Origin of the sequence: uncultured Winogradskyella sp. (assembly GCF_947498345.1) — a bacterium.
Lineage (GTDB): Bacteria > Bacteroidota > Bacteroidia > Flavobacteriales > Flavobacteriaceae > Winogradskyella.
The window spans coordinates 15026-35941 of the sequence record NZ_CANMJY010000008.1 but is presented as its reverse complement, the minus strand read 5'-3'; the positions used below and the strand labels follow the sequence as shown (position 1 = coordinate 35941).

The following is a 20916-nucleotide window of genomic DNA, read 5'->3' as shown; positions in this document are numbered from 1 at the left end:
AATAAGCATAAAAAAGAGGCGCAATATTATGTGCCTCTTTTAATTTATTTAAGTTTATGTACCTTATTTTTCTTTCAGTGAAATCTCTGCAACCTCAGTATTGTTCTCGTCAGTTTTGCCACTTGTTCCAATTTTAATACTCAATGCTAATGCATCTTCCATATATGGTATTGGTTTTAATTTGCGGTCAGATTCGTCAATTATACCTAGATTAACCATTCTATCTTGTAGTTCTGCCCAAATTTCATAATGCTGTTCTTTAGGTAGTTGTGGTAATGTAATCACATCTATCATAGATGTTTTTTCTACAGGATTAATGTAGGCAACTGTTTTTAAATTTTTTGCACGCTCATTACCATTAATGACATACTTTCTGGCATCAGGATTATTCAATTTGTTTAATTCTCTAGACAATTCATCTAGTTTAGCATTATTGTTTTCAATATCACTCCTTAAATCAAAGATTTCTTCAATGACAACATTATTCTCATCATTCAGCATTTGATTTTTCTGATACAATATAAACGATGTAACCGCAAATAAAATAGCAGCAGCACTAGCTGCAATACTATACCAAGGAGTCTTCTTATTCTGTATTAATTGAATCACTTTAGTATCATTAGATTCTTCCAAAGCTTCTAAAATATTTGATAATACATTATTTGGTACATCAACAGCACCAGCTTTAGCAATGAGTTCTAAATTACCCTGAAGCTTTTCGTAAGCTATAGCCGCTTCAGGATAGTTATTGATGAAAAATTCTACCTCTGTTGTTTCTTCAGCAGAAGTTTCACCTACCAAATATTTATTAAGTAGGTTAGAATTTAAAAAACTATGTAATTTTGTTTCCATAATAAATACTTTTAAGGGTCGTAAACTTTTTTTAATTCTCTCAACCCTATTTTTAATCTCGACTTAATTGTACCAAGAGGAATATCTAGTTCGTCACTAGCCTCTTGTTGCGTCATGCCTTGAAAAAAAAGGGCATCTAACACAATTTGATACTTTTCTTCTAGTCGCCCAACATGCGCTTTAATATCCAAAACATCTTGGTTTAAATTACTTGTTGGTAAGATATATACGTTAGAAGTATCAATTTGGACTTCCTTTTTATAACGATTGTTAAAACTTCTAAGTTTATCTATAGCAGTATTCCTTGCTATGCGGAATAACCAGGTAAATAATTTGGCTTTGCTAGAGTCATATTTGTGAGCATTCTTCCATACCTTAATAAAGGTCTCTTGCAAAGCATCTTCTGCAATTTCTTCATTAATGGTAATCTTTAAAATAACACCATAAAGACTAGCGGAATAATTTTCGTAAAGTAGATTTAATGCACGTTTATCTCCTTTTTTGAGATAAGCGATTATTTTTTGCTCTGTTGGTGTTATGCTCAAAATGTTAAAATCTTGTTTTATTTGGTTTTAAGACATCCAAAATGGATTTGTAAACGTAAATATACTCAAATACACTTTTATTGGATTAAAAGCACAATTTATTGGTATAATTTTTCTTCCATTTAGAGAGTTGATTAATAGCATTTTCAAAAAAAATTATCCCAATTCATAAGTCGCAATATTTATTGCGACTTATGTTTTTATATAATATTTACTTCGATTTCAATTTCTATGTTAAAGATACGTTTCACTGTTTTTTGAATGAGTTTTGCCAATTCAAAAATATCTTTCCCTTTAGCATTACCATAATTAACTAAAACTAGAGCTTGTTTACTGTGTACTCCATAATTGTTGAAGCGCTTACCTTTAAAACCAGCTTGTTCTATAAGCCAACCCGCTGGTATTTTTACTTCAGTGTCAGAGATTTGATATGAGGGAGCGTTTGGGAAATTATCATTTAAGATATCAAATTCATCTTTTGAAATAATCGGGTTTTTAAAGAAACTACCACTATTACCAATGACTTTAGGATCTGGTAATTTACTTTGTCTAATTGCAATGACTGCTTTTGAGATATCTTGAATAGTAGGTTCTAAAATATTAAAGGCCTTTAGTTGGTCTTTTATAGCTCCGTAATCCATATGTAATCTATGGTTGGTTTTAGTGAGCTCAAAGTTAACACTTGTGATAATATATTGTCCTTTTAAATCTTGTTTAAAAACAGACTCTCTGTAACCAAAATTACAATCATCTTTTGTGAATGTTTTTACTTTTTGACTCTTAATATGAAGCGCTTCACAACTCACAAAGACATCTTTTAATTCAACTCCGTAAGCTCCAATATTTTGAATAGGAGCAGTGCCTAAATTACCAGGAATAAGCGATAGGTTTTCTATACCACCATAATTATGCTCTAAACACCAAAGTACAAACTCATGCCAATTTTCACCAGCCATGGCTTTTATTATAACCTTATCGTCAGTTTCATTTAAAATTGAGGTGCCCTTAAGGTTAATGTGCAAAACCAGAGCTTCAATATCTTTTGTTAGTAACATATTACTTCCTCCACCAAGTATAAAAAGTGGATTGGTATGATGCTCAGCTAAAATATTCTTTAATTGCTCAATGGTAGAAACATCACAATATAATGTAGCCGTTGTATTTATACCAAAAGTATTAAATGGTTTTAATGAAACATTTTTTTCTATCACCATTTAGTCTTTATACACTTTTAAAGCTTCAGCTAATATTTTTATTGCGAGTTTTAAACTGTCTTCGTTAAGAACATAAGCAATACGAATTTGGTTTAAACCTACGCCAGATGTAGAATAAAATCCAGCAGCAGGTGCTACCATAATAGTATTGTTTTCATAACTAAAAGACTCTAGTAGCCAACGTGCAAAATCATCAGAGTTTTTTACTGGTAATTCTGCAATACAATAAAATGCACCATTGGGTTTGGCAACTTTAACCCCTTCAATGTTTTCTAACCCGGAAATCAATATGTTTCTACGTTTAACATATTCGTCGATAACATCATCAAAATAACTTTGAGGTGTTTCTAAGGCAGCTTCGCTTGCAATTTGTGCTAAGGTTGGTGGGCTTAACCTGGCTTGAGCAAATTTTAGTGCTGTTTTAATAACGTGATTATTTTTTGAAACTAAATAACCGATACGTGCACCACACATACTATAGCGTTTCGATACCGAATCGATAACAATAGCATGATCCTCTAAACTAGGTTCTTGTAAAATAGAATAGTGTGTTATCCCATCGTAGACAAATTCTCTGTAGACTTCATCAGCGATTAAAAACAAATCATGTTTTTTAACAATAGAAGATAGTTTTTTTATTTCTTCTTTAGAATATAAATAACCTGTTGGATTTCCTGGGTTACAAATTAAAATAGCTTTAGTCTTAGATGTAATCAACTTTTCGAACTCTTCAATTGGTGGTAAAGCGAAATTGTCTTCAATTTTAGAAATTACAGGTACAACTTTAACACCAGATGCTGTTGAAAAACCATTATAATTGGCATAGAATGGTTCTGGAATTATAATTTCATCTTCCTCATCCATAATACTACCAAAAGCAAATAATAAAGCTTCGCTTCCTCCTGTAGTTACAATAATATTGTTATGCGTGACATGAATGTCATTTTTCTTATAGTAGTTGGCAATTTTAATTCTGTAATTTTCAGAACCTTCAGATCTTGAATATGCTAATATGTCTAGAGAATGTGTTTTTAAAGCATCTAAAGCTACCTGCGGTGTTTTAATATCTGGCTGGCCTATGTTAAGGTAGTAAACTGTTTTTCCTTGTTTTTCTGCTTCTTCAGCAAAAGGCACCAATTTTCTAATTGGTGATTCTGGCATATCTATACCTTTTTTTGAAATTTTTGGCATGGTCGTAAATTATAAAGTGCTAAGTTCTGAAATTTCTTAAAGTTTATGTAAAAAATAACGTTTAAAATATATTATAAGATAAAGATTTGTAAATTCAATTAAAACTAACCAACATTGAGATTGCTTTTAAGATACTTAATTCTATGTTTTTTTGCCGTTAACAGTAGTTTGTTGATTGCTCAAGATAGTTTTTTTCTCAAAGGTGAAGTAAGCCATAAAATAGATTTTGAGTTTACAAGCAATCTTATTATTATACCTGTTGAAATTAATGGGGTTACATTATCTTTTGTTTTAGACAGTGGTGTAAGTAAGCCTATTCTTTTCAATCTCGATGAACGAGACTCACTTGATTTAAAAAACACAAAATCCTTTTATTTACATGGTCTAGGTGGTGATGGGCGTATTAAAGCTATAAAATCTAGCCACAATAGGTTTAAAATTGGTAATGCTGTAAGTGTAAATAAGGATCTGTATGTTGTTTTTGATAAGTCAATTAATTTTACTCCACGTCTAGGGGTTTTGGTCCATGGTATTATAGGGTATGATGTTTTCAAGGATTTTGTTGTAGAAATTAATTATATGTCTAGGTACATTAGGTTGCATAAGACTCAAACGTTTAAACCGAAATCGTCTAAAAAATGGAGAACCATACCAGTTAGTATTTATAGAAATAAGCCATATCTGGACGCTAAAATTACCATTAACGAGGACGAAAAACCAGTTAAGTTACTTATAGATACCGGTAGTGGTGATGCACTATGGTTATTTGAAAATAAAAATGAAGGTTTTGTGCCAAAAAAAGATTTATTTTTTGAGGATTATCTAGGGAAAGGACTCAGCGGATCTGTTTATGGTAGCAGGTCTAAAGCTAATAGTTTTAGCTTAAGTGATTTTAATCTTAATGATGTTAACGTTGCATTTCCAGACTCTAACTATGTCCAAGCCGCAAGAGCTTACAAAGAGCGTAGTGGAAGTTTAGGTGGTAATATCTTAAAACGATTTAATCTCTTCTTTGATTATAATAATAAAAAATTACACTTAAAAAAGAATAGGTTTTTTAAAGAGCCTTTTACATACAATAATAGTGGTGTAGTATTAGAGCATCATGGAACCATGTTTGTAAGAGAGCAAATTAGTATGTCACCTAGTAATGACAAAAAAACTAACACAGATTTTAATGCTGTAAGAATAGATTTTTCTGTAAAGCATATAATGGTATTAAAACCAGTCTATAAAATTGTTGAATTAAGATCATCATCAAATGCATTTGCTTCTGGTCTAAGAGTTGGTGATATCCTTATAAGTATTAATGGGAGGTATGCTTATGATTACAAACTACCTGAACTCAATGAGATTTTTCATGGAAAAACTGGTAAGAGTATTAAGTTAAGGGTAGAAAGAAATGGTGAAGACAAAACATTTAAATTTAAGCTTGATAATGCCTTTAAAAAAATAAGCCCTCATACAGAGGGCTGATTATTAGACTAGTTTTGATTAGAGTGTTTATTGCTCAATCATACTTTTTTCTTTTTTTTCTAAAACACTTGTCTTATTTGGGTCTATCACTAAACCTTTTATTTTTAGTGCGACTGTAGGAGTATCGGCATTAGAAATAACAGTGATTGTTTTTCTTATTGGGTTTACTCTTTTGGTGTCGTATTTTACTTCTATTTCACCTGTTTCACCAGGCATAATTGGCCCTTTAGGTTTTTTAGGCACAGTACAACCACAAGTTGATTTTACACTAGAAATTATTAGTGGAGCATCACCAGTATTAGTAAACTCAAATGTTCTTACCCCATCAGCACCTTTTTCTATGGTACCATAATCTATAACATTAGTTTTAAATTCAATCTTTGCCTGAGCAAAAGATCCAAAACTAATTAGTCCTACAAATAAAATTGCTATTAAATTTTTCATCATTTAAATTTTTAAATTGATACTATCAAAATTACTTACTTTTTAATTCTCCTCAAAATTAATTAGATGTAATACACTGCATTTAACAGTATTTAGAGTTTTATATCCATATTAATCACCTAATAATTTTTCAAAAAAAGAAATATAAGTACTTTTGTCAGTTACTTAGCAAAAACGATACCAAAATATGGAAATCCCATCAAAATATAATGCATTGTCAGTAGAAAAGAAATGGTATGACTACTGGATGGAGCACAACTATTTTCACTCTATACCAGATGAAAGAGAGCCTTATACTATTGTTATACCTCCTCCAAATGTAACAGGTGTATTACATATGGGACATATGCTTAATAATACAATACAAGATGTATTGATTCGTCGATCGCGTTTATTGGGTAAGAATGCATGTTGGGTGCCAGGTACAGATCATGCTTCTATAGCGACAGAAGCTAAAGTTGTTGCTAAATTAAAAGATCAAGGCATTGATAAAAATGACCTAACCAGAGAAGAATTTTTAAATCATGCCTGGGATTGGACAGAGAAATATGGAGGGGTAATTTTAGAACAATTAAAAAAATTAGGATGTTCTTGCGATTGGAATCGTACTAAGTTTACATTGGATGCTGATATGTCTGAGTCCGTAATTAAGGTGTTCGTCGATTTATACAATAAAGGATTGATTTATCGTGGTTATAGAATGGTAAATTGGGACCCCGAAGCCAAAACGACATTATCTGATGAAGAAGTTGAGTATATAGAAAAGCAAGGAAAACTCTATTACGTAAATTATAAAGTTGAAGACTCTGAGGAAATAATAACTATTGCTACCACACGTCCTGAAACTATTTTGGGTGATACAGCAATTTGCATTAATCCTAATGATCCAAGACATCAAAATCTAAAGGGTAAAAAGGCGATTGTGCCAATTTGTAATCGCGTGATTCCGATAATAGAAGATGATTATGTGGATGTTGAGTTTGGTACGGGTTGTTTAAAAGTAACACCTGCTCATGATGAAAATGATAAAGTTTTAGGCGATAAACATAATTTAGAAGTTATTGACATTTTTAATGAAGATGCAACACTTAATAGCTATGGGTTACATTACCAAGGACAAGATCGTTTTAATGCTCGTAAAGCTATTGTTAAAGAGTTAGAATCATTAGGACATATCAATAAAATAGAAGATTATAACAATCGTGTTGGAATCTCTGAACGTACTAAAGCGATTATAGAACCACGTTTAAGTGACCAGTGGTTTCTAAAAATGCAAGATTTAGTAAAACCAGCTATCAAAGCGGTTTTAGAAGATGGAGATGTGAAACTGTTTCCGAAAAAGTTTGAAAACACATACCGTCATTGGATGGAAAATATTAGAGATTGGAATATCTCTCGACAATTAATTTGGGGACAACAAATACCTGCTTATTATTATGGAGATGGGAAGGAGGATTTTGTAGTTGCAGAATCCATTGAGAAAGCAGTAGCTTTAGCACAAGTTAAGACTTCAAATTCCAAGCTTCAGGCTTCGGACTTAACACAAGACTCTGACGCGCTAGATACTTGGTTTAGCTCATGGCTATGGCCAATGTCTGTTTTTGATGGTATAAGAAATCCAGAGAACGAAGAGATAAAGTATTATTACCCAACAAATGATTTAGTAACAGGGCCAGATATTTTGTTCTTTTGGGTAGCACGAATGATTATTGCAGGTTATGAGTATAGAAGCGATAAGCCTTTTGAAAATGTATATCTTACTGGGTTGGTTAGAGATAAGCAACGTCGTAAAATGTCTAAACAGTTAGGGAATTCACCTGATGCATTAAAATTGATTGAAGAGTATGGTGCAGATGGTGTCAGAGTTGGATTATTACTGAGCTCCGCTGCTGGAAACGATTTAATGTTTGATGAAGATTTATGTGACCAAGGTAAAAAGTTTGCTAACAAAGTTTGGAATGCATTTAGATTAATTAAAGGTTGGGATATAGATGAGTCTATTGTACAACCTAATTCCAATAAAATAGCTATTGATTGGTTTGAATCAAAATTTCAAAAGGCCATATTAGAAATTGAAGATCACTTTAATAAATATAGACTTAGTGATGCTCTTATGACTATGTACAAGTTGATCTATGATGATTTTTGTGGATGGTTTTTGGAAATGATTAAACCAGAATATCAAAAACCAATTGACAAAAATACACTAAGCTCTGCCATTGAATTGCTGGAAAATAATCTAAAGATTCTTCATCCATTTATGCCATTCTTAACAGAAGAAATTTGGCAATACATTACTAATAGAACACCAGAAGAAGCTATAATCATATCCCAATGGCCAGAGAAAAGATTAATTAATGATATTATAATTTCAGAGTTTGATTTTGCTTCTGAGGTCATTTCTGGGGTTAGAAATGTTAGAAAGCAGAAAAATATTGCTAACAAAAATACTATAGATTTATCGATAATTAATAATGAAAAAACTACAGGTAATTTTGATGAAACTATCATTAAACTAGGAAATATTGATAAATTTAATTATGTAGATAGTCCTATTGAAGGTGCTTTGACATTTCGCGTAAAGTCAAACGAATACTTTATTCCAATGCAAGGTAACATTGATATCGAAGCTGAAGTAAAGAAACTTATAGAAGAGTTAAACTATACAGAAGGCTTCTTAAGATCTGTACAGAAAAAACTTGCTAATGAGCGCTTTGTAAGCAATGCACCAGAGCAAGTAGTAGCTTCGGAAAAGAAAAAAGAAGCAGATGCTTTAGCAAAAATCGAAACGATTAAAGCAAGCCTAAATAGTCTTAATTAGTTAAAATTTCTTAAAAACTTCCTTTCTGTTTATTCATTTAGAACGTCAAATTTCTAAAGCAGCTCTATTGCGAAAACGTTTTCGATAACTTTCATTTATACATATTATTAAAAACATATATAAAAATATATGAAAAATCTATATCATCTTTGTGGTGTAATTAAAACAACATACAATCATGATAAAAGTATCATTAGCAAAAGGTGATGGCATAGGTCCAGAAATAATGGACGCAACACTTAATATACTCTCTGCTGCAGGTGCAGATTTAATTTTTGAGGAAATCGAAGTAGGTGAGAAAGTATATTTGTCTGGCAATTCTACTGGGATTTCAGATGATGCATGGGATACAATAAGAAAAAATAAAATACTTCTTAAGGCACCAATTACAACACCTCAAGGAGGAGGGTACAAAAGTCTTAATGTAACGATGCGCAAAACGTTAGGGTTATATTCTAATGTAAGACCTTGTCGTAGTCTATACCCCTTCGTAACAACTAAGCACCCGGACATGGATGTCGTCATCATAAGAGAGAACGAAGAAGACTTGTATGCAGGTATAGAACATCAACAAACAGATGAAGTTGTCCAATGTTTAAAATTGATTAGCCGTCCAGGTTGTGAAAAAATTGTGACATACGCTTTTGAATATGCTAAAAAGTATGGAAGAAAAAAAGTCACATGTTTTACTAAGGATAATATTATGAAGCAGACAGATGGTTTATTTCATAAAGTGTTCGATGAGGTAGCTTCGCAATATCCAGATATTATAAATGAACATTGGATTGTAGATATTGGCTCTGCATTATTAGCAGATTCTCCAGAAGATTTTGATGTCATAGTTATGCCAAATTTATACGGTGATGTAGTGTCTGATATAGCTGCTCAGATTACAGGTTCTGTAGGTTTAGCAGGTTCAGCAAACATAGGTCAAGAATGTGCTATGTTTGAAGCTATTCATGGCTCTGCACCAGATATAGCCGGTAAAAATGTAGCTAACCCATCTGGTTTAATTAATGGAGCTGTTATGATGTTGAATCATGTTGGGCAAAGTAAAGTTGCAGAAAAAATACAGAACGCGTGGTTAAGAACAATTGAAGATGGTATACATACCAACGATATTTATGATTCTGTAATGAGTACAAAACCTGTAGGTACAAAAGAATTTGCAGAAGCAGTTATAGCTAATTTGGGCAATAAACCAAAGCAGTTGCCAGAAGTTCATTTTGAAGATAGTACGCCATTAATATTACCAAAATACCAGAGAAAACCATCTAAAGATAAAAAAGCAGTAGGGGTAGATTTATTTGTAGACTGGAATGGTTATGATGCTAATATTCTTGCAGAACAATTAAAGAAGCTAAACAATGATGAATTAGAATTGTCAATGATTACTAACAGGGGTATTAAGGTATGGCCAAATGGATTTGAAGAAACGTTTTGTACAGATCATTGGAGATGTAGATATAGTACTAAGGATGGGAAAGAATTGTCAAAAAGAAAAATAGTAGAAGTTTTACAAGCAGCTATGGAGCACGATATAGATGCGATAAAAACAGAAAACTTATACACGTTCGATGGTGTAAGGGGTTACTCATTAGGACAAGGACAGTAAGTAAAAGTTTTCAAAGAACTTACATTCCAGGACTAAAATAGAAAGTTAGTAATGTAAGGTCTAGGGATGTAAGTTAAAATATAAAGACACCATGACATTGGTAGATACAGAATTGGTAAATTTTTTCATAGGTTGTTACATACTAATTATTCTGCTTCTGTGTATTGTTGTGCTTAAGTCACAGAGGAAAATTAAGAGTAAAATAGTTTGGTTAGTATTGTTATTGTTTTTACCTGTGCTTGGTGTCTTTTTTTATATAATGTCCATTACATTTAAAACAAATAATATGACATATATTGATTAGTAGCGGTAATGATACATGTCATAATAAAAGACTGTTTTTAAAGGCAGTCTTTTTTTATTTACCACTCGTTAATTTTATTGCTATCTAGTTTTATAAAGATGAAGAGTAAAATGGTAAATCCCCAAAGTCCAGAACCACCATAACTAAAGAAGGGTAGTGGTATACCCACTGTTGGAATTAGCCCCATAACCATGCCAATATTCACAGTGAAATGGATAAATAGTATAGAAGCCACACCATAACCATAAACGCGACTAAACTGTGATTTTTGAGCTTCAGCCAGATAAAGAATTCGTATAATCAAAAGAACGAATAGAATAATAACAGTACTACTACCCAAAAAACCCCATTCTTCACCAACAGTACTAAAAATGTAATCTGTTTCTTGCTCTGGAACAAATTTCCCTGTTGTTCTTGTACCTTGTAGGAAGCCTTTGCCTGTTAACCCCCCAGAGCTAATTGCTTGTTCAGATTGAATTAGATTATAAGCTTCTCTTTTTCGCATTTGTTCTAACTTAACAGGATCTTTTTCTAGCCTTAAAAATATGGTAATTCTGTTTTGTTGATGTGTTTTTAACCCATGTTGATAAAACAATTTCACACCATAAGAAAAGCTAACAGCCAATAGCAAAACCAATATATATTGAGGGATTGATGCTCGCTTCTTTTTTCTAAAGAAGTAGCGTATTGCCAAAACTAAAGTGACAACTATCGCTGTAATAGCTATACCGTATTTTAAAGATAGTACCGCTAAAACTATTAATGAAAGTGCCACAATAAGATAAATTTGCTGCAAACCTTCTCGATAGAATACAAAGAAAAAAGCTAGATACACCATTGTACTACCAGCATCATTTTGAAGTAATATAAGTAATGCCGGAATAAATATTATTGCTGCAACACGAATTTGATCTTTTAGAGTTTGCATATTGGTTTGCAAATCACTTATATATTTTGCTACTGCCAATGCTGTAGCAAATTTTGCAAACTCACTAGGTTGTATTGTCATACTACCAATCCCATACCATGAGCGTGCGCCATTGACATCTTTACCAAAAAGAAATAAACCCAATAATGCTAAAATTGCAACTATATATATAATACTAGCAAATCTCTCATAGAACTTAGCTTCAAAAGAAAGTATGAGAATAATTAAGATAAGAGTTAAACCTATAAAAATAAGTTGCTTGCCATAAAGTTGAGAAGTGTCAAAGTAACTGGTAACATCACCAACATGAGAAGCAGAGAGAATATTAAGATAACCAAAACCTATTAATAACAAAAAGAGGATAATAGTAATCCAGTCAAATTTAAAACGTCTTTGGTTTTCTCTTAACATAGATTACGACTTAGGGATTTCAGCTTTAAGTTGTAATAGTTTTTGAAACTCTTTTTCATCAATAGCTTCAAGAGTCGTTTGTCTATTGATTCCAAAGGGTTCGTTAGAAAAAGGTTTTTGGTACTCGTGTTCTAGAGAATAACGGAGCACAAAATTTTCCATATCCTTTCTTGTAATTTCACCTCTTAGATAATACTCAATCATTAAACTTGCCATTCGACCTGCAAATCGGCTTCCAAAATAACCATTCTCTACAAAAACAGCCAAGGCAATTTTGGGATTATCTTTTGGAGCAAATGCTACGAAAATTGAGTGGTCGGTTAGTTGGGTTTTAACACTATCAATAATGGCAAAATTTTCAGCAGTTCCTGTTTTGCCACATATCTCAATACCTTTAACTTGCAACATATCTGCTGTTCCTTTATTATAAACATCAAACATACCTTGCACAACAGGTTCAAAATGACGCTTATCTATAGTGGTATATTTAGGTGTTGTGAATTTTGATGGAATTGTATCACCTTCAATTTCTTTAATGATATGTGGTGTGTAATAATGACCACGATTACCAATAGCTGCAGCCATATTTGCTAGTTGTATAGGTGTAGCTAATACTTCACCTTGACCTATAGCATTAGAAATAGTAAAAGTAGTGTACCATCTGTTTTTACCATAACCACGATTGTATGTTGAAGCTGTAGGTACTTTACCAGGTTGTCCAACGGATAAATCGTTATTAAGGTAATTACCTAGGCCAAAACTTTTTATATGTTTGCTCCAATTATCCATACCCTCTGCAGGAGAATCATATTTGTCAATAATTCTTCGATAAACATTTGCAAAATAAGCATTGCATGATTCATAGATGCCTATATTCATATTAGCAGGACTTCTATGCGCATGACATCCCATTTTTCTGTTGCCATAACGGTATCCCATAGCGCAGCTAAAACGCTCTTCGGTAGTCACTACTCCTTCTTGTAAAGCGACCAAAGCATTTAGGGTTTTAAAAGGGGATCCTGGAGGGTACATAGCTTGCAAACCTCTATCAAATAATGGTTTTGCTATACTATCTTTGTAGAGTATATTAAAATTTTTGGAACGTTCTCTACCTACCAATAAGTTTGGGTTATAAGATGGCCCGGAAACCATAGCTAAAATTTCACCAGAGCTAGGTTCAATAGCTACAATACCACCTCGCTTATTAGTCATTAATAGCTCACCATAAGCTTGAAGCTCAGCGTCTATTGTTATGGTAATGTCTTTTCCAGGTTTTGGTAATGTGTCAAAAATTCCATTTTTGTAGGGTCCAATATTTTTATTAAAACGATCTTTTTGTATAAACTTTATACCTTTAATTCCTCTTAATATATTTTCATAGGTTTTTTCAATACCTTGTTTACCTATTAAATCACCTAACTTATAATAGGGTTTTTTAGCAATAATATTACGATTTACCTCTCCAATGTCTCCTAAAACATTAGCGCCTATAGTGGTCTGGTAAAAACGTAATGATCTTTTTTGAATATAAAAACCAGTATACTTTCGCATTTTTTCTTGTAGAACGGCATAATCATTTTTAGATAATTGTTGAACAAATGGTGAAGACAATCTTGGCGAGTAATTTGAAGCTTTTTCTAGCCTTTTGTAATACGTCTCTTTGGTGATTTTTAATAGCTTGCAAAATTCATTGAGTTTTATAGAGTCCATGAACTCAACATCTCTAGGAATCACCATAACATCATATGAAGGTTGGTTAGCCACTAAAAGCTTTCCATTTCTATCATAGACGTAGCCTCGTTTGGGATAATTGTACTCCTTTTTAATGGCGCTGTCTTCAAAAATATCATATTCGTAACCACCATAGACTTGAAGATAAAACAAACGTGCTATAAATACAAGGCCGACAAGAATAACAGTAGTTAAGAGTAATAGTTTTCTCATTTCTTTTTTCGACTAAATAAAATGATAATAAGTACACAGAGTATTACAGTAAAAATACTAGAGAATAACGTCTTCTTAATAATTAAAAGTATGTTAGAGACGTTAAAAATTTCTAACGAAAACAGTATAAAATGATGTATCAATGTGCCAAAGCTAACATAAGTGATTAGGCTACCTAAATCGGTATTGCTAAACTTTATACTTTGATGTTCGTATAACATACCAAATGAAGCCTTTAGTAACACTGGACGAGCGTAGGCTAAGCATACTGAAGCAGCTGCGTGTACTCCGCCAGAATCAGAAAACATATCTATTAACATACCCAATAAAAAACTTACTAATAATAGTACAAGTCTATTATCTCTAATGGGAAACAAAAAGATAAAAATGATGTATATATATGGATTAATGTAACCAAGAAAATTGATGTTGTTACAAATAATAACTTGTGCCAAAAGCAAAACTATAAACCGGATACTATTTGATATAACAACACTATTCATTACTTAAGCTTTCAAGTGTTTTTACTTCATTTCGGTCAAGATTTTCGAGAATATAGACTGATCCTATATTGGTCATGTCATTAAACAATTTAACTTCTATGGTATATGTGTCACCTCCGATATCAGTTTCGAAACTTTCAATTACGCCAATACCAATACCTTTTGGGAAAATTGCAGATTGCCCTCCTGTAATTATGGTGTCACCAACTCTTACTGGAGCGAATTTTGATACATCTTCAAGTTGAACATAAAAAGGCGAGGCGCTATTCCATTTTAAAGAGCCAATATGATCAGTTGTTTTTAGCATTGCATTTATTCTACTTTTTTTATTTAAAATAGAGAGCACAGTAGCATAACCAGAAGAAGTTTGATCAATAATCCCAACTATTCCTTTTGATGTAATAACTCCAAAATCTTGCTTTATACTATCTTTTTCACCTCTATTTATGGTAAGATAGTTGTGAGTTAATGAATAACTGTTTTTATAGACTTTGGCATTAATGACCTTGTATTGTCCCTTAGAAAATGTTGAGTCTATATATGAGGAATCTAATTTGTTTTTAGAGTTAAAAAGTTGTGCTCTTAAGCGTTTGTTTTCCTCTAAGAGAATATCATTTTTGCGCTCTAGATCAAAATATTTGCTTATAGAATTTACCGTACCATAAACACCTCCTGTAAGTGTGTTGGCAGAGTTTATGAATTTACTTCGATGGTAAGAATGAGACTGTATAGTTAAGGTAAGAGCAATACTAAAAAGCAATAAAAACAACAGAAACGTTTTGTTCTTTATAACAAAATTGAAAATTTGTTGCATTATTTACGCTTTATTTAATCAATACGCTTTTATATTTTGGTAAGTTTTTAAGTACAATTCCTGTACCTCTAACTACAGCTCTTAGTGGATCTTCGGCAATGTAAACTGGTAAATCGGTTTTTTGCGATAAACGCTTGTCTAATCCTCTTAGCATTGACCCACCACCTGCAAGATAAATACCAGTATTGTATATATCTGCAGCTAATTCTGGAGGAGTTTGAGATAAAGTCTCCATAACAGAGTCTTCAATACGAAGTATAGACTTATCTAATGCTTTAGCAATTTCACGATAAGAAATCTGAACTTGTTTAGGCTTACCAGTTAATAAATCACGCCCTTGAACACTCATATCTTCTGGGGGCAATTCTAAATCTTCGGTAGCAGCACCTATTTGTATTTTAATTTTTTCAGCAGTTCGGTCTCCAACATATAAATTATGTTGTGTACGCATATAATAAATGATGTCATTAGTAAACACATCACCAGCAACTTTTACAGATTTATCACAAACAATTCCGCCAAGGGCAATAACTGCAATTTCAGTGGTTCCACCACCGATATCTACAATCATATTTCCTTTAGGTTGCATTATGTCAACACCAATACCAATTGCCGCTGCCATGGGCTCATGGATGAGGTATACCTCTTTACCATTAACACGTTCGCAAGATTCTTTTACAGCACGCATTTCTACTTCTGTAATTCCTGAAGGAATACAAACCACCATTCTTAATGCCGGATTGAAAAATTTCTTTTTCAATGCAGGAATATTTTTAATGAACAAACTAATCATTTGTTCCGAAGCATCGAAATCTGCGATAACACCATCTTTTAGTGGACGAATGGTTTTTATATTTTCGTGCGTTTTACCTTGCATCATATTGGCTTCTTTGCCTACGGCTATGATTTTTCCACTTATGCGGTCTCTGGCTACTATAGAAGGGTTGTCAACAACTACTTTATCGTTATGTATAATTAAGGTGTTTGCGGTTCCTAAATCTATGGCTATTTCTTCTGTTAGGAAATCAAAAAATCCCATGTGCTATTCTAATATTATTTGGGTTATTCTTGTCAATTTTTATGACTAAGCGTAAATGTAATAAATTATACGTTATTTATGCGGTTATAGATGTTTTCTTATATCTTTTTTATAAAGTTGGTTTCAACTCTATAAAATTTTTACGTCAGATTCCTTTTTATAAAGGAAATTTAATGTTTAAAATGACGCGTTCCTGTAAATACCATTGCAACATCATTAGCATTACAATAATTAATACTTAATTCATCTTTTATTGAGCCACCAGGCTGAATAACTGCTTTAATACCTGCCTTATCTGCGATTTCAACACAATCCGGAAAAGGAAAGAATGCATCACTCGCCATAACGGCTCCGTCTAAGTTAAAGCTAAATGATTTTGCTTTATGTATAGCTTGATTTAATGCATCAACACGGCTTGTTTGCCCTGTTCCGCTTGCGCATAATTGCTTGTTTTTTGCTAAAACTATAGTATTAGATTTGGTATGCTTACACAATTTAGAAGCAAAGATTAAATCTTCTAATTCACTTTGCGATGGTGATGTATTTGTAACTGTTTTTAGGTCGTCTAGATTATCTGTTTTAGCATCACGTTCTTGAACCAGAGCGCCATTTAAGCATGTTCTTACAGTAGTTCTTGGTAATTCTATATCATTTAAAATTAAAAGGATTCTATTTTTCTTACCTTTTAAAATCTCCACGGCTTCATCACTAAATGAAGGAGCAATAACTACCTCACAGAATAACTTATGGATTTCTTCGGCGGTAACTTTATCAATCTCTGTATTAGAAATTAAAATACCACCAAAAGCAGAAATCGGATCACCTGCTAAGGCATCTATATAGGCCTGATAAACTGTACCGCGTTGTGCAAAACCACAAGCATTGTTATGCTTTAAAATAGCGAATGTTGGATCTTCACCTTTAAATTCTGAAATTAAATTTACGGCCGCATCTACATCGAGTAAATTATTGTAACTTAATTCTTTACCATGAAGTTTTGTAAACATAGCGTCAAAATCGCCAAAGAAAAATCCTTTTTGATGTGGATTTTCACCATAGCGTAACACTTTACCATTAATCTCACTTATCTTTAGAGCTGCTTCTTCATGATTTTTATTGAAATAATTAAAGATTGCTGTGTCGTAATGCGAAGAAACATTAAAAGCTTTAGCGGCAAAACGTTTTCTATCGTCTTCGGTTGTTTCTCCATTTTTAGTTTCTAGCAAATCCAAGAATTCGGTATAATCAACTACAGAAGACACACATGTAACATCACTATAATTTTTTGCTGCTGCTCTAATTAGCGAAATACCACCAATATCAATTTTCTCTATTATGTCTTGATGATCAGCATCCGAAGCTACGGTTTTTTCAAAAGGGTAGAGGTCAACAATTACTAAATCGATTTGAGGGATTTCAAACTCAGCCAACTCAGCAATATCACCATCATGATTTTGACGATTTAAAATACCTCCAAATACTTTTGGATGCAATGTTTTAACACGTCCACCCAGAATTGAAGGGTAAGATGTAACGTCTTCAACTGGTACAACATCAATACCTAAATTTTTGATGAATTTTTCTGTACCGCCTGTAGAATAAATGGTAACGTTGAGATCATTAAGCTTTTTTACAATTGGTGCTAATCCATCCTTACTAAAAACTGAAATTAAGGCTGATGATATGGTTTTGGTGCTCATAATATTGTGTTGTGATTTTAAGGTGCAAAAATAAAATATTCATTAGGATTATTTCCTTGATAACTTTAGTTTCTTTAAGTTTTTTGTAACAATAAATTGTTGAAAACGTCTTATCTTTAAATTAATTTTATAGTACCAGCCAATGCTAATTTATTTAAGAGTACTCAAGGAGAGCTTTTCGTTTGCCTTAAATGCACTGAGAAAAAATAAACTTCGTACCTTTCTATCCTTATTAGGAGTAACGGTTGGTATATTTTCTATCATTGCTGTTTTGGCTGCTGTAGATTCTTTAGATAGGAATATTAAAGAAAGTTTATCAAGCTTAGACAGTAATACCATGTACCTTTCCCGACTATCTTTTGCCCCAACTGATGTGCCAAGGTGGAAACGTGAGCAATTCGAAGATATATCCTATAATGAATATAAACATTTAAAATCCACGCTTTCTGATGCTAAACATGTCGCTTTTCAGTTATTTGTTAGGCGCGAAAATATTAGATATGAAGCCGAGTTGGTAAGCAGTGTTAATACTGTAGTCGTTTCACATGAGTTTACTGATATTCAGGTGTTAGAGTTTGAAAAAGGAAGATTCTATAATGAATCTGAGTCTAATTCTGGAAAAGCTGTAGTGGTTATTGGTTCATCTATTGCTAAATCTTTGTTTGGTGACTTAGAGCCAATTGGAAAGAAAGTGAGAATTTATGGTCAGAAATTTACTGTGATAGGTGTGGTTAAAAAAGAAGGGTCAGGGCTTTTTGGTGACAGTAATGACGTGTCTATTTTTTTACCAGCAAATTATGTTAGAAACCGTTTTGGTGATAACAATCCCAATATTATAAACGTAGTTATTATAAAGCCTGAAGAAGATGCAGATATAGAAGGATTAAAAGCCGAAGTTGTTCAAATTCTTAGAGGCAAAAGAGGTCTTAAACCAGATGAAATAAATACCTTTTTTATTAGCGTGATCTCAGGATTAAAAGATGCTATTGACGGAATTATCAGTGTACTAAATGGTATTGGTTGGGCAATTAGTGGATTTTCACTTCTTGTAGGTGGTTTTGGTATTGCTAATATTATGTTTGTTAGTGTAAAAGAACGGACTAATCTTATTGGCATACAAAAGTCGCTGGGTGCTAAAAATAGATTTATATTGTTTCAATTTTTATTCGAAGCAGTTATTTTAGCTATTGTTGGTGGTTTATTTGGTTTACTATTTGTATATATAATTGCCAAGGTTATGAACGGAGTTGTTGGTGATGATTTTAATTTTGTACTCTCTTTCGGTAATATGTTTTTAGGCTTTGCGCTTTCAACCTTTATTGGTTTAATTTCTGGACTTATACCTGCAATTTCAGCATCTAAATTAGATCCTGTAGAAGCCATACGAACAGGTATGTGAAATTTACGAAAGCATAGCTGCAACTTCTAAGCATACGAACTCTAAAAATTGCTCATCAGCCTCCGTAAAAGGATCTGGTGTGTTAGAATCAATATCTATTTGGCCAATATTTTTACCATTGATAAATATAGGTATCACTATTTCGGCTTTAACCGTTATACTACAGGCTATATAGTTATCTTGAGCTGATACATCTGGTACTACAAAATTTTCATTACTAACTGCTACTTGCCCACAAATGCCCTTTCCGAAAGGAATGATAATATGATCGGTAGGTTCACCAACATAGGGTCCAAGTTTTAGTTCATTTTTATTCCCATTTTTAAAATAGAAACCAACCCAATTATAATAAAGAACATTGGATTCTAAAAGTTCGCAAATCTGCATTAAACGTTCATGGAAAGTGAAGTTGTTTTTAGCCGTTATTGACTTTATTATAGGTTTTAATTCTTCTAAGTTCATTATGCAATTAATCTTTCTGCAAAGTTATAGAATTGATAGTATTAATGTATTAAGATTTATTAAAAATCAACACTATTGGAGTGTCGTTTAAATACAATAAAAATCGATAAAGTGCATTTTTTAAAATATTTTTCTTAGTTTTATATTAAATCTTAACCCTTTACATGATGAAAAATTTAATAATTGTAATTTTTACTATTTCTAGTTTTCAGATAGTTAATGCGCAAGAGCTCGAAACAATTTTATTAGCCTCAGATGATGCAAGTTTATTAACTGAGAACTATCTCAGTCCAGCAATGGAGGGGTTAATGTATAGTATGAATGGTGGTTGGGCAACAACGGCTAAAGTCCATAAAAAATTTGGATTCGATCTTACTATAGGATTTAATGGATCTTTTGTACCAGATGATTCTCAAACCTTTGCTTTTGTGCCAAGTGATTATTCTTTTTTGTCATTACCTAATGGTGAGACAAGATTGCAAACAGTTATGAGTGAAAATGATAGAGAAACAACCGTAGATGTCTCTGTCCCAGTCGGAGATGGTACGTTTAAAGTCGCAAGTTTTGATATGCCGGGCGGAATAACCGATGATTTGCCAGTAAATGCTGTGCCAGCTCCAACAGTTCAAATAGGATTTGGTTTACCATTTAAAACAGATATAAAAGCTCGTTTTGTTCCAAATTTAAACTTTGATGATGATGTAGAAGCCAACCTGATTGGATTTGGTTTACAGCATGATTTAACACAATATCTTGGACCTTTAGATAAGTTACCTTTGAGTATTTCTATTCTTGGCGCATTTACTAATATGAAAGTTACTTATGCAATTAAAGACGAAGATTCATCAGATGACGTAGCTGTAAATAATGGTGAGGCAGAGTTTAAAATGAATACATGGACCATACAAGCATTAGCTTCCTTAGATTTTAAAATAATAACATTCTATGGAGGTTTAGGATATAATAATGGTAAAACCACTGCGAAAATGAAAGGAGACTATACTTTAACTTACGATATTGAGGATAGTAATGGAAATGTTATAGGAACAGTAGATGAGACCATTAGTAATCCTATTAATTTAGATTTTGAAGCTAATGGTATAAGAGGCACAATCGGTACAAGATTAAACTTAGGGTTTTTTAAAATATTTGGTGATTATACGTTTCAAAAATTTAATACTGCAACTGTAGGAATTGCATTTAGCTTTAGATAAATAGGTAATGTTTTTATACTGCTAAGAAAGCACAGGAGTA

At 32.5% G+C, this 20916-nt stretch carries 18 protein-coding genes; 6 read left to right on the top strand and 12 right to left on the bottom strand.

What is annotated here, in order from left to right; all coding sequences use genetic code 11:
- Positions 1 to 63 precede the first annotated feature (63 nt).
- The 4 genes from Q0912_RS11500 to Q0912_RS11485 form a co-directional block, all read right to left on the bottom strand.
- Entirely contained in the window at positions 64 to 852 is a 789-nt protein-coding gene (locus Q0912_RS11500; protein WP_299115191.1) for an RNA polymerase subunit sigma-70, read from the bottom strand.
- Between the two features lie 11 nt (positions 853 to 863).
- On the bottom strand, positions 864 to 1397 hold the full coding sequence (locus tag Q0912_RS11495; RefSeq protein WP_299115189.1) for a sigma-70 family RNA polymerase sigma factor: 534 nt from the start codon (positions 1395 to 1397) through the stop codon (positions 864 to 866).
- Positions 1398 to 1597: 200 nt separating this feature from the next.
- Positions 1598 to 2611, bottom strand: a complete 1014-nt coding sequence (gene murB, locus Q0912_RS11490; protein ID WP_299115187.1) for a UDP-N-acetylmuramate dehydrogenase — start codon at positions 2609 to 2611, stop codon at positions 1598 to 1600.
- Positions 2612 to 3802, bottom strand: a complete 1191-nt coding sequence (locus Q0912_RS11485; RefSeq protein ID WP_299115185.1) for a pyridoxal phosphate-dependent aminotransferase — start codon at positions 3800 to 3802, stop codon at positions 2612 to 2614.
- Between the two features lie 114 nt (positions 3803 to 3916).
- On the opposite strand from Q0912_RS11485, the gene Q0912_RS11480 reads away from it, so the two are divergent.
- The gene (locus Q0912_RS11480; RefSeq protein ID WP_299115183.1) at positions 3917 to 5278 is read left to right on the top strand and encodes an aspartyl protease family protein; all 1362 of its coding nucleotides are present in this window, start codon (positions 3917 to 3919) and stop codon (positions 5276 to 5278) included.
- Between the two features lie 27 nt (positions 5279 to 5305).
- Here Q0912_RS11480 and Q0912_RS11475 read toward each other — a convergent pair whose 3' ends face one another.
- Positions 5306 to 5722, bottom strand: a complete 417-nt coding sequence (locus tag Q0912_RS11475) for a DUF1573 domain-containing protein (protein ID WP_299115181.1) — start codon at positions 5720 to 5722, stop codon at positions 5306 to 5308.
- 187 nt (positions 5723 to 5909) lie between these two features.
- On the opposite strand from Q0912_RS11475, the gene Q0912_RS11470 reads away from it, so the two are divergent.
- The 3 genes from Q0912_RS11470 (at position 5910) to Q0912_RS17500 (ending at position 10462) form a co-directional block, all read left to right on the top strand.
- A complete protein-coding gene (locus Q0912_RS11470) occupies positions 5910 to 8543 on the top strand; it encodes a valine--tRNA ligase (RefSeq protein WP_299115179.1) in 2634 nt (877 codons plus the stop codon).
- A gap of 178 nt (positions 8544 to 8721) precedes the next feature.
- Complete coding sequence (locus tag Q0912_RS11465; RefSeq protein WP_299115177.1) at positions 8722 to 10158, top strand: NADP-dependent isocitrate dehydrogenase; 1437 nt, start codon at positions 8722 to 8724, stop codon at positions 10156 to 10158.
- A 91-nt stretch (positions 10159 to 10249) separates the two neighbouring features.
- Positions 10250 to 10462, top strand: a complete 213-nt coding sequence (locus tag Q0912_RS17500) for a PLDc N-terminal domain-containing protein (protein ID WP_366125133.1) — start codon at positions 10250 to 10252, stop codon at positions 10460 to 10462.
- Positions 10463 to 10520: 58 nt separating this feature from the next.
- On the opposite strand, the gene rodA is transcribed toward Q0912_RS17500, so the two are convergent.
- The 6 genes from rodA to purH all read right to left on the bottom strand — a co-directional run bounded on the left by rodA (position 10521) and on the right by purH (position 17801).
- A complete protein-coding gene (gene rodA, locus Q0912_RS11460) occupies positions 10521 to 11801 on the bottom strand; it encodes a rod shape-determining protein RodA (protein WP_299115175.1) in 1281 nt (426 codons plus the stop codon).
- A 3-nt stretch (positions 11802 to 11804) separates the two neighbouring features.
- The gene (gene mrdA / locus Q0912_RS11455) at positions 11805 to 13745 is read right to left on the bottom strand and encodes a penicillin-binding protein 2 (protein ID WP_299115173.1); all 1941 of its coding nucleotides are present in this window, start codon (positions 13743 to 13745) and stop codon (positions 11805 to 11807) included.
- Complete coding sequence (gene mreD / locus Q0912_RS11450; RefSeq protein WP_299115171.1) at positions 13742 to 14248, bottom strand: rod shape-determining protein MreD; 507 nt, start codon at positions 14246 to 14248, stop codon at positions 13742 to 13744. Before mreD ends, mrdA begins: the two co-directional genes overlap by 4 nt.
- A complete protein-coding gene (gene mreC / locus Q0912_RS11445; protein WP_299115169.1) occupies positions 14241 to 15062 on the bottom strand; it encodes a rod shape-determining protein MreC in 822 nt (273 codons plus the stop codon). The genes mreD and mreC overlap by 8 nt, the downstream gene beginning before the upstream one ends.
- A 10-nt stretch (positions 15063 to 15072) precedes the next feature.
- A complete protein-coding gene (locus Q0912_RS11440) occupies positions 15073 to 16101 on the bottom strand; it encodes a rod shape-determining protein (protein WP_218546887.1) in 1029 nt (342 codons plus the stop codon).
- Between the two features lie 170 nt (positions 16102 to 16271).
- Positions 16272 to 17801 carry a bifunctional phosphoribosylaminoimidazolecarboxamide formyltransferase/IMP cyclohydrolase gene (purH, locus tag Q0912_RS11435; RefSeq protein WP_299115164.1) on the bottom strand — a complete coding sequence of 510 codons (1530 nt, stop codon included), beginning with the start codon at positions 17799 to 17801 and terminating at the stop codon, positions 16272 to 16274.
- 142 nt (positions 17802 to 17943) lie between these two features.
- Here purH and Q0912_RS11430 point away from each other — a divergent pair, with 142 nt between their 5' ends.
- Complete coding sequence (locus Q0912_RS11430; RefSeq protein WP_299115162.1) at positions 17944 to 19200, top strand: ABC transporter permease; 1257 nt, start codon at positions 17944 to 17946, stop codon at positions 19198 to 19200.
- 3 nt (positions 19201 to 19203) lie between these two features.
- Here Q0912_RS11430 and Q0912_RS11425 read toward each other — a convergent pair whose 3' ends face one another.
- Positions 19204 to 19662: a GAF domain-containing protein gene (locus Q0912_RS11425; protein ID WP_299115160.1), complete on the bottom strand. Its 459-nt coding sequence runs from the start codon at positions 19660 to 19662 to the stop codon at positions 19204 to 19206.
- Positions 19663 to 19829: 167 nt separating this feature from the next.
- Between Q0912_RS11425 and Q0912_RS11420 the strand changes: the two genes are divergently transcribed.
- Complete coding sequence (locus Q0912_RS11420; RefSeq protein WP_299115157.1) at positions 19830 to 20876, top strand: DUF6588 family protein; 1047 nt, start codon at positions 19830 to 19832, stop codon at positions 20874 to 20876.
- Positions 20877 to 20916 lie beyond the last annotated feature (40 nt).

Coding starts and splice junctions, on each gene's coding strand:
- mrdA (WP_299115173.1), bottom strand. CDS start 13,745: ATGAGAAAACTATTACTCTTAACTACTGTTATTCTTGTCGGCCTTGTA.
- mreD (WP_299115171.1), bottom strand. CDS start 14,248: ATGAATAGTGTTGTTATATCAAATAGTATCCGGTTTATAGTTTTGCTT.
- purH (WP_299115164.1), bottom strand. CDS start 17,801: ATGAGCACCAAAACCATATCATCAGCCTTAATTTCAGTTTTTAGTAAG.
- murB (WP_299115187.1), bottom strand. CDS start 2,611: ATGGTGATAGAAAAAAATGTTTCATTAAAACCATTTAATACTTTTGGT.
- Q0912_RS11470 (WP_299115179.1), top strand. CDS start 5,910: ATGGAAATCCCATCAAAATATAATGCATTGTCAGTAGAAAAGAAATGG.
- Q0912_RS11425 (WP_299115160.1), bottom strand. CDS start 19,662: ATGAACTTAGAAGAATTAAAACCTATAATAAAGTCAATAACGGCTAAA.
- mreC (WP_299115169.1), bottom strand. CDS start 15,062: ATGCAACAAATTTTCAATTTTGTTATAAAGAACAAAACGTTTCTGTTG.
- Q0912_RS17500 (WP_366125133.1), top strand. CDS start 10,250: ATGACATTGGTAGATACAGAATTGGTAAATTTTTTCATAGGTTGTTAC.
- Q0912_RS11500 (WP_299115191.1), bottom strand. CDS start 852: ATGGAAACAAAATTACATAGTTTTTTAAATTCTAACCTACTTAATAAA.
- Q0912_RS11420 (WP_299115157.1), top strand. CDS start 19,830: ATGAAAAATTTAATAATTGTAATTTTTACTATTTCTAGTTTTCAGATA.
- Q0912_RS11475 (WP_299115181.1), bottom strand. CDS start 5,722: ATGAAAAATTTAATAGCAATTTTATTTGTAGGACTAATTAGTTTTGGA.
- Q0912_RS11440 (WP_218546887.1), bottom strand. CDS start 16,101: ATGGGATTTTTTGATTTCCTAACAGAAGAAATAGCCATAGATTTAGGA.
- rodA (WP_299115175.1), bottom strand. CDS start 11,801: ATGTTAAGAGAAAACCAAAGACGTTTTAAATTTGACTGGATTACTATT.
- Q0912_RS11430 (WP_299115162.1), top strand. CDS start 17,944: ATGCTAATTTATTTAAGAGTACTCAAGGAGAGCTTTTCGTTTGCCTTA.
- Q0912_RS11485 (WP_299115185.1), bottom strand. CDS start 3,802: ATGCCAAAAATTTCAAAAAAAGGTATAGATATGCCAGAATCACCAATT.
- Q0912_RS11465 (WP_299115177.1), top strand. CDS start 8,722: ATGATAAAAGTATCATTAGCAAAAGGTGATGGCATAGGTCCAGAAATA.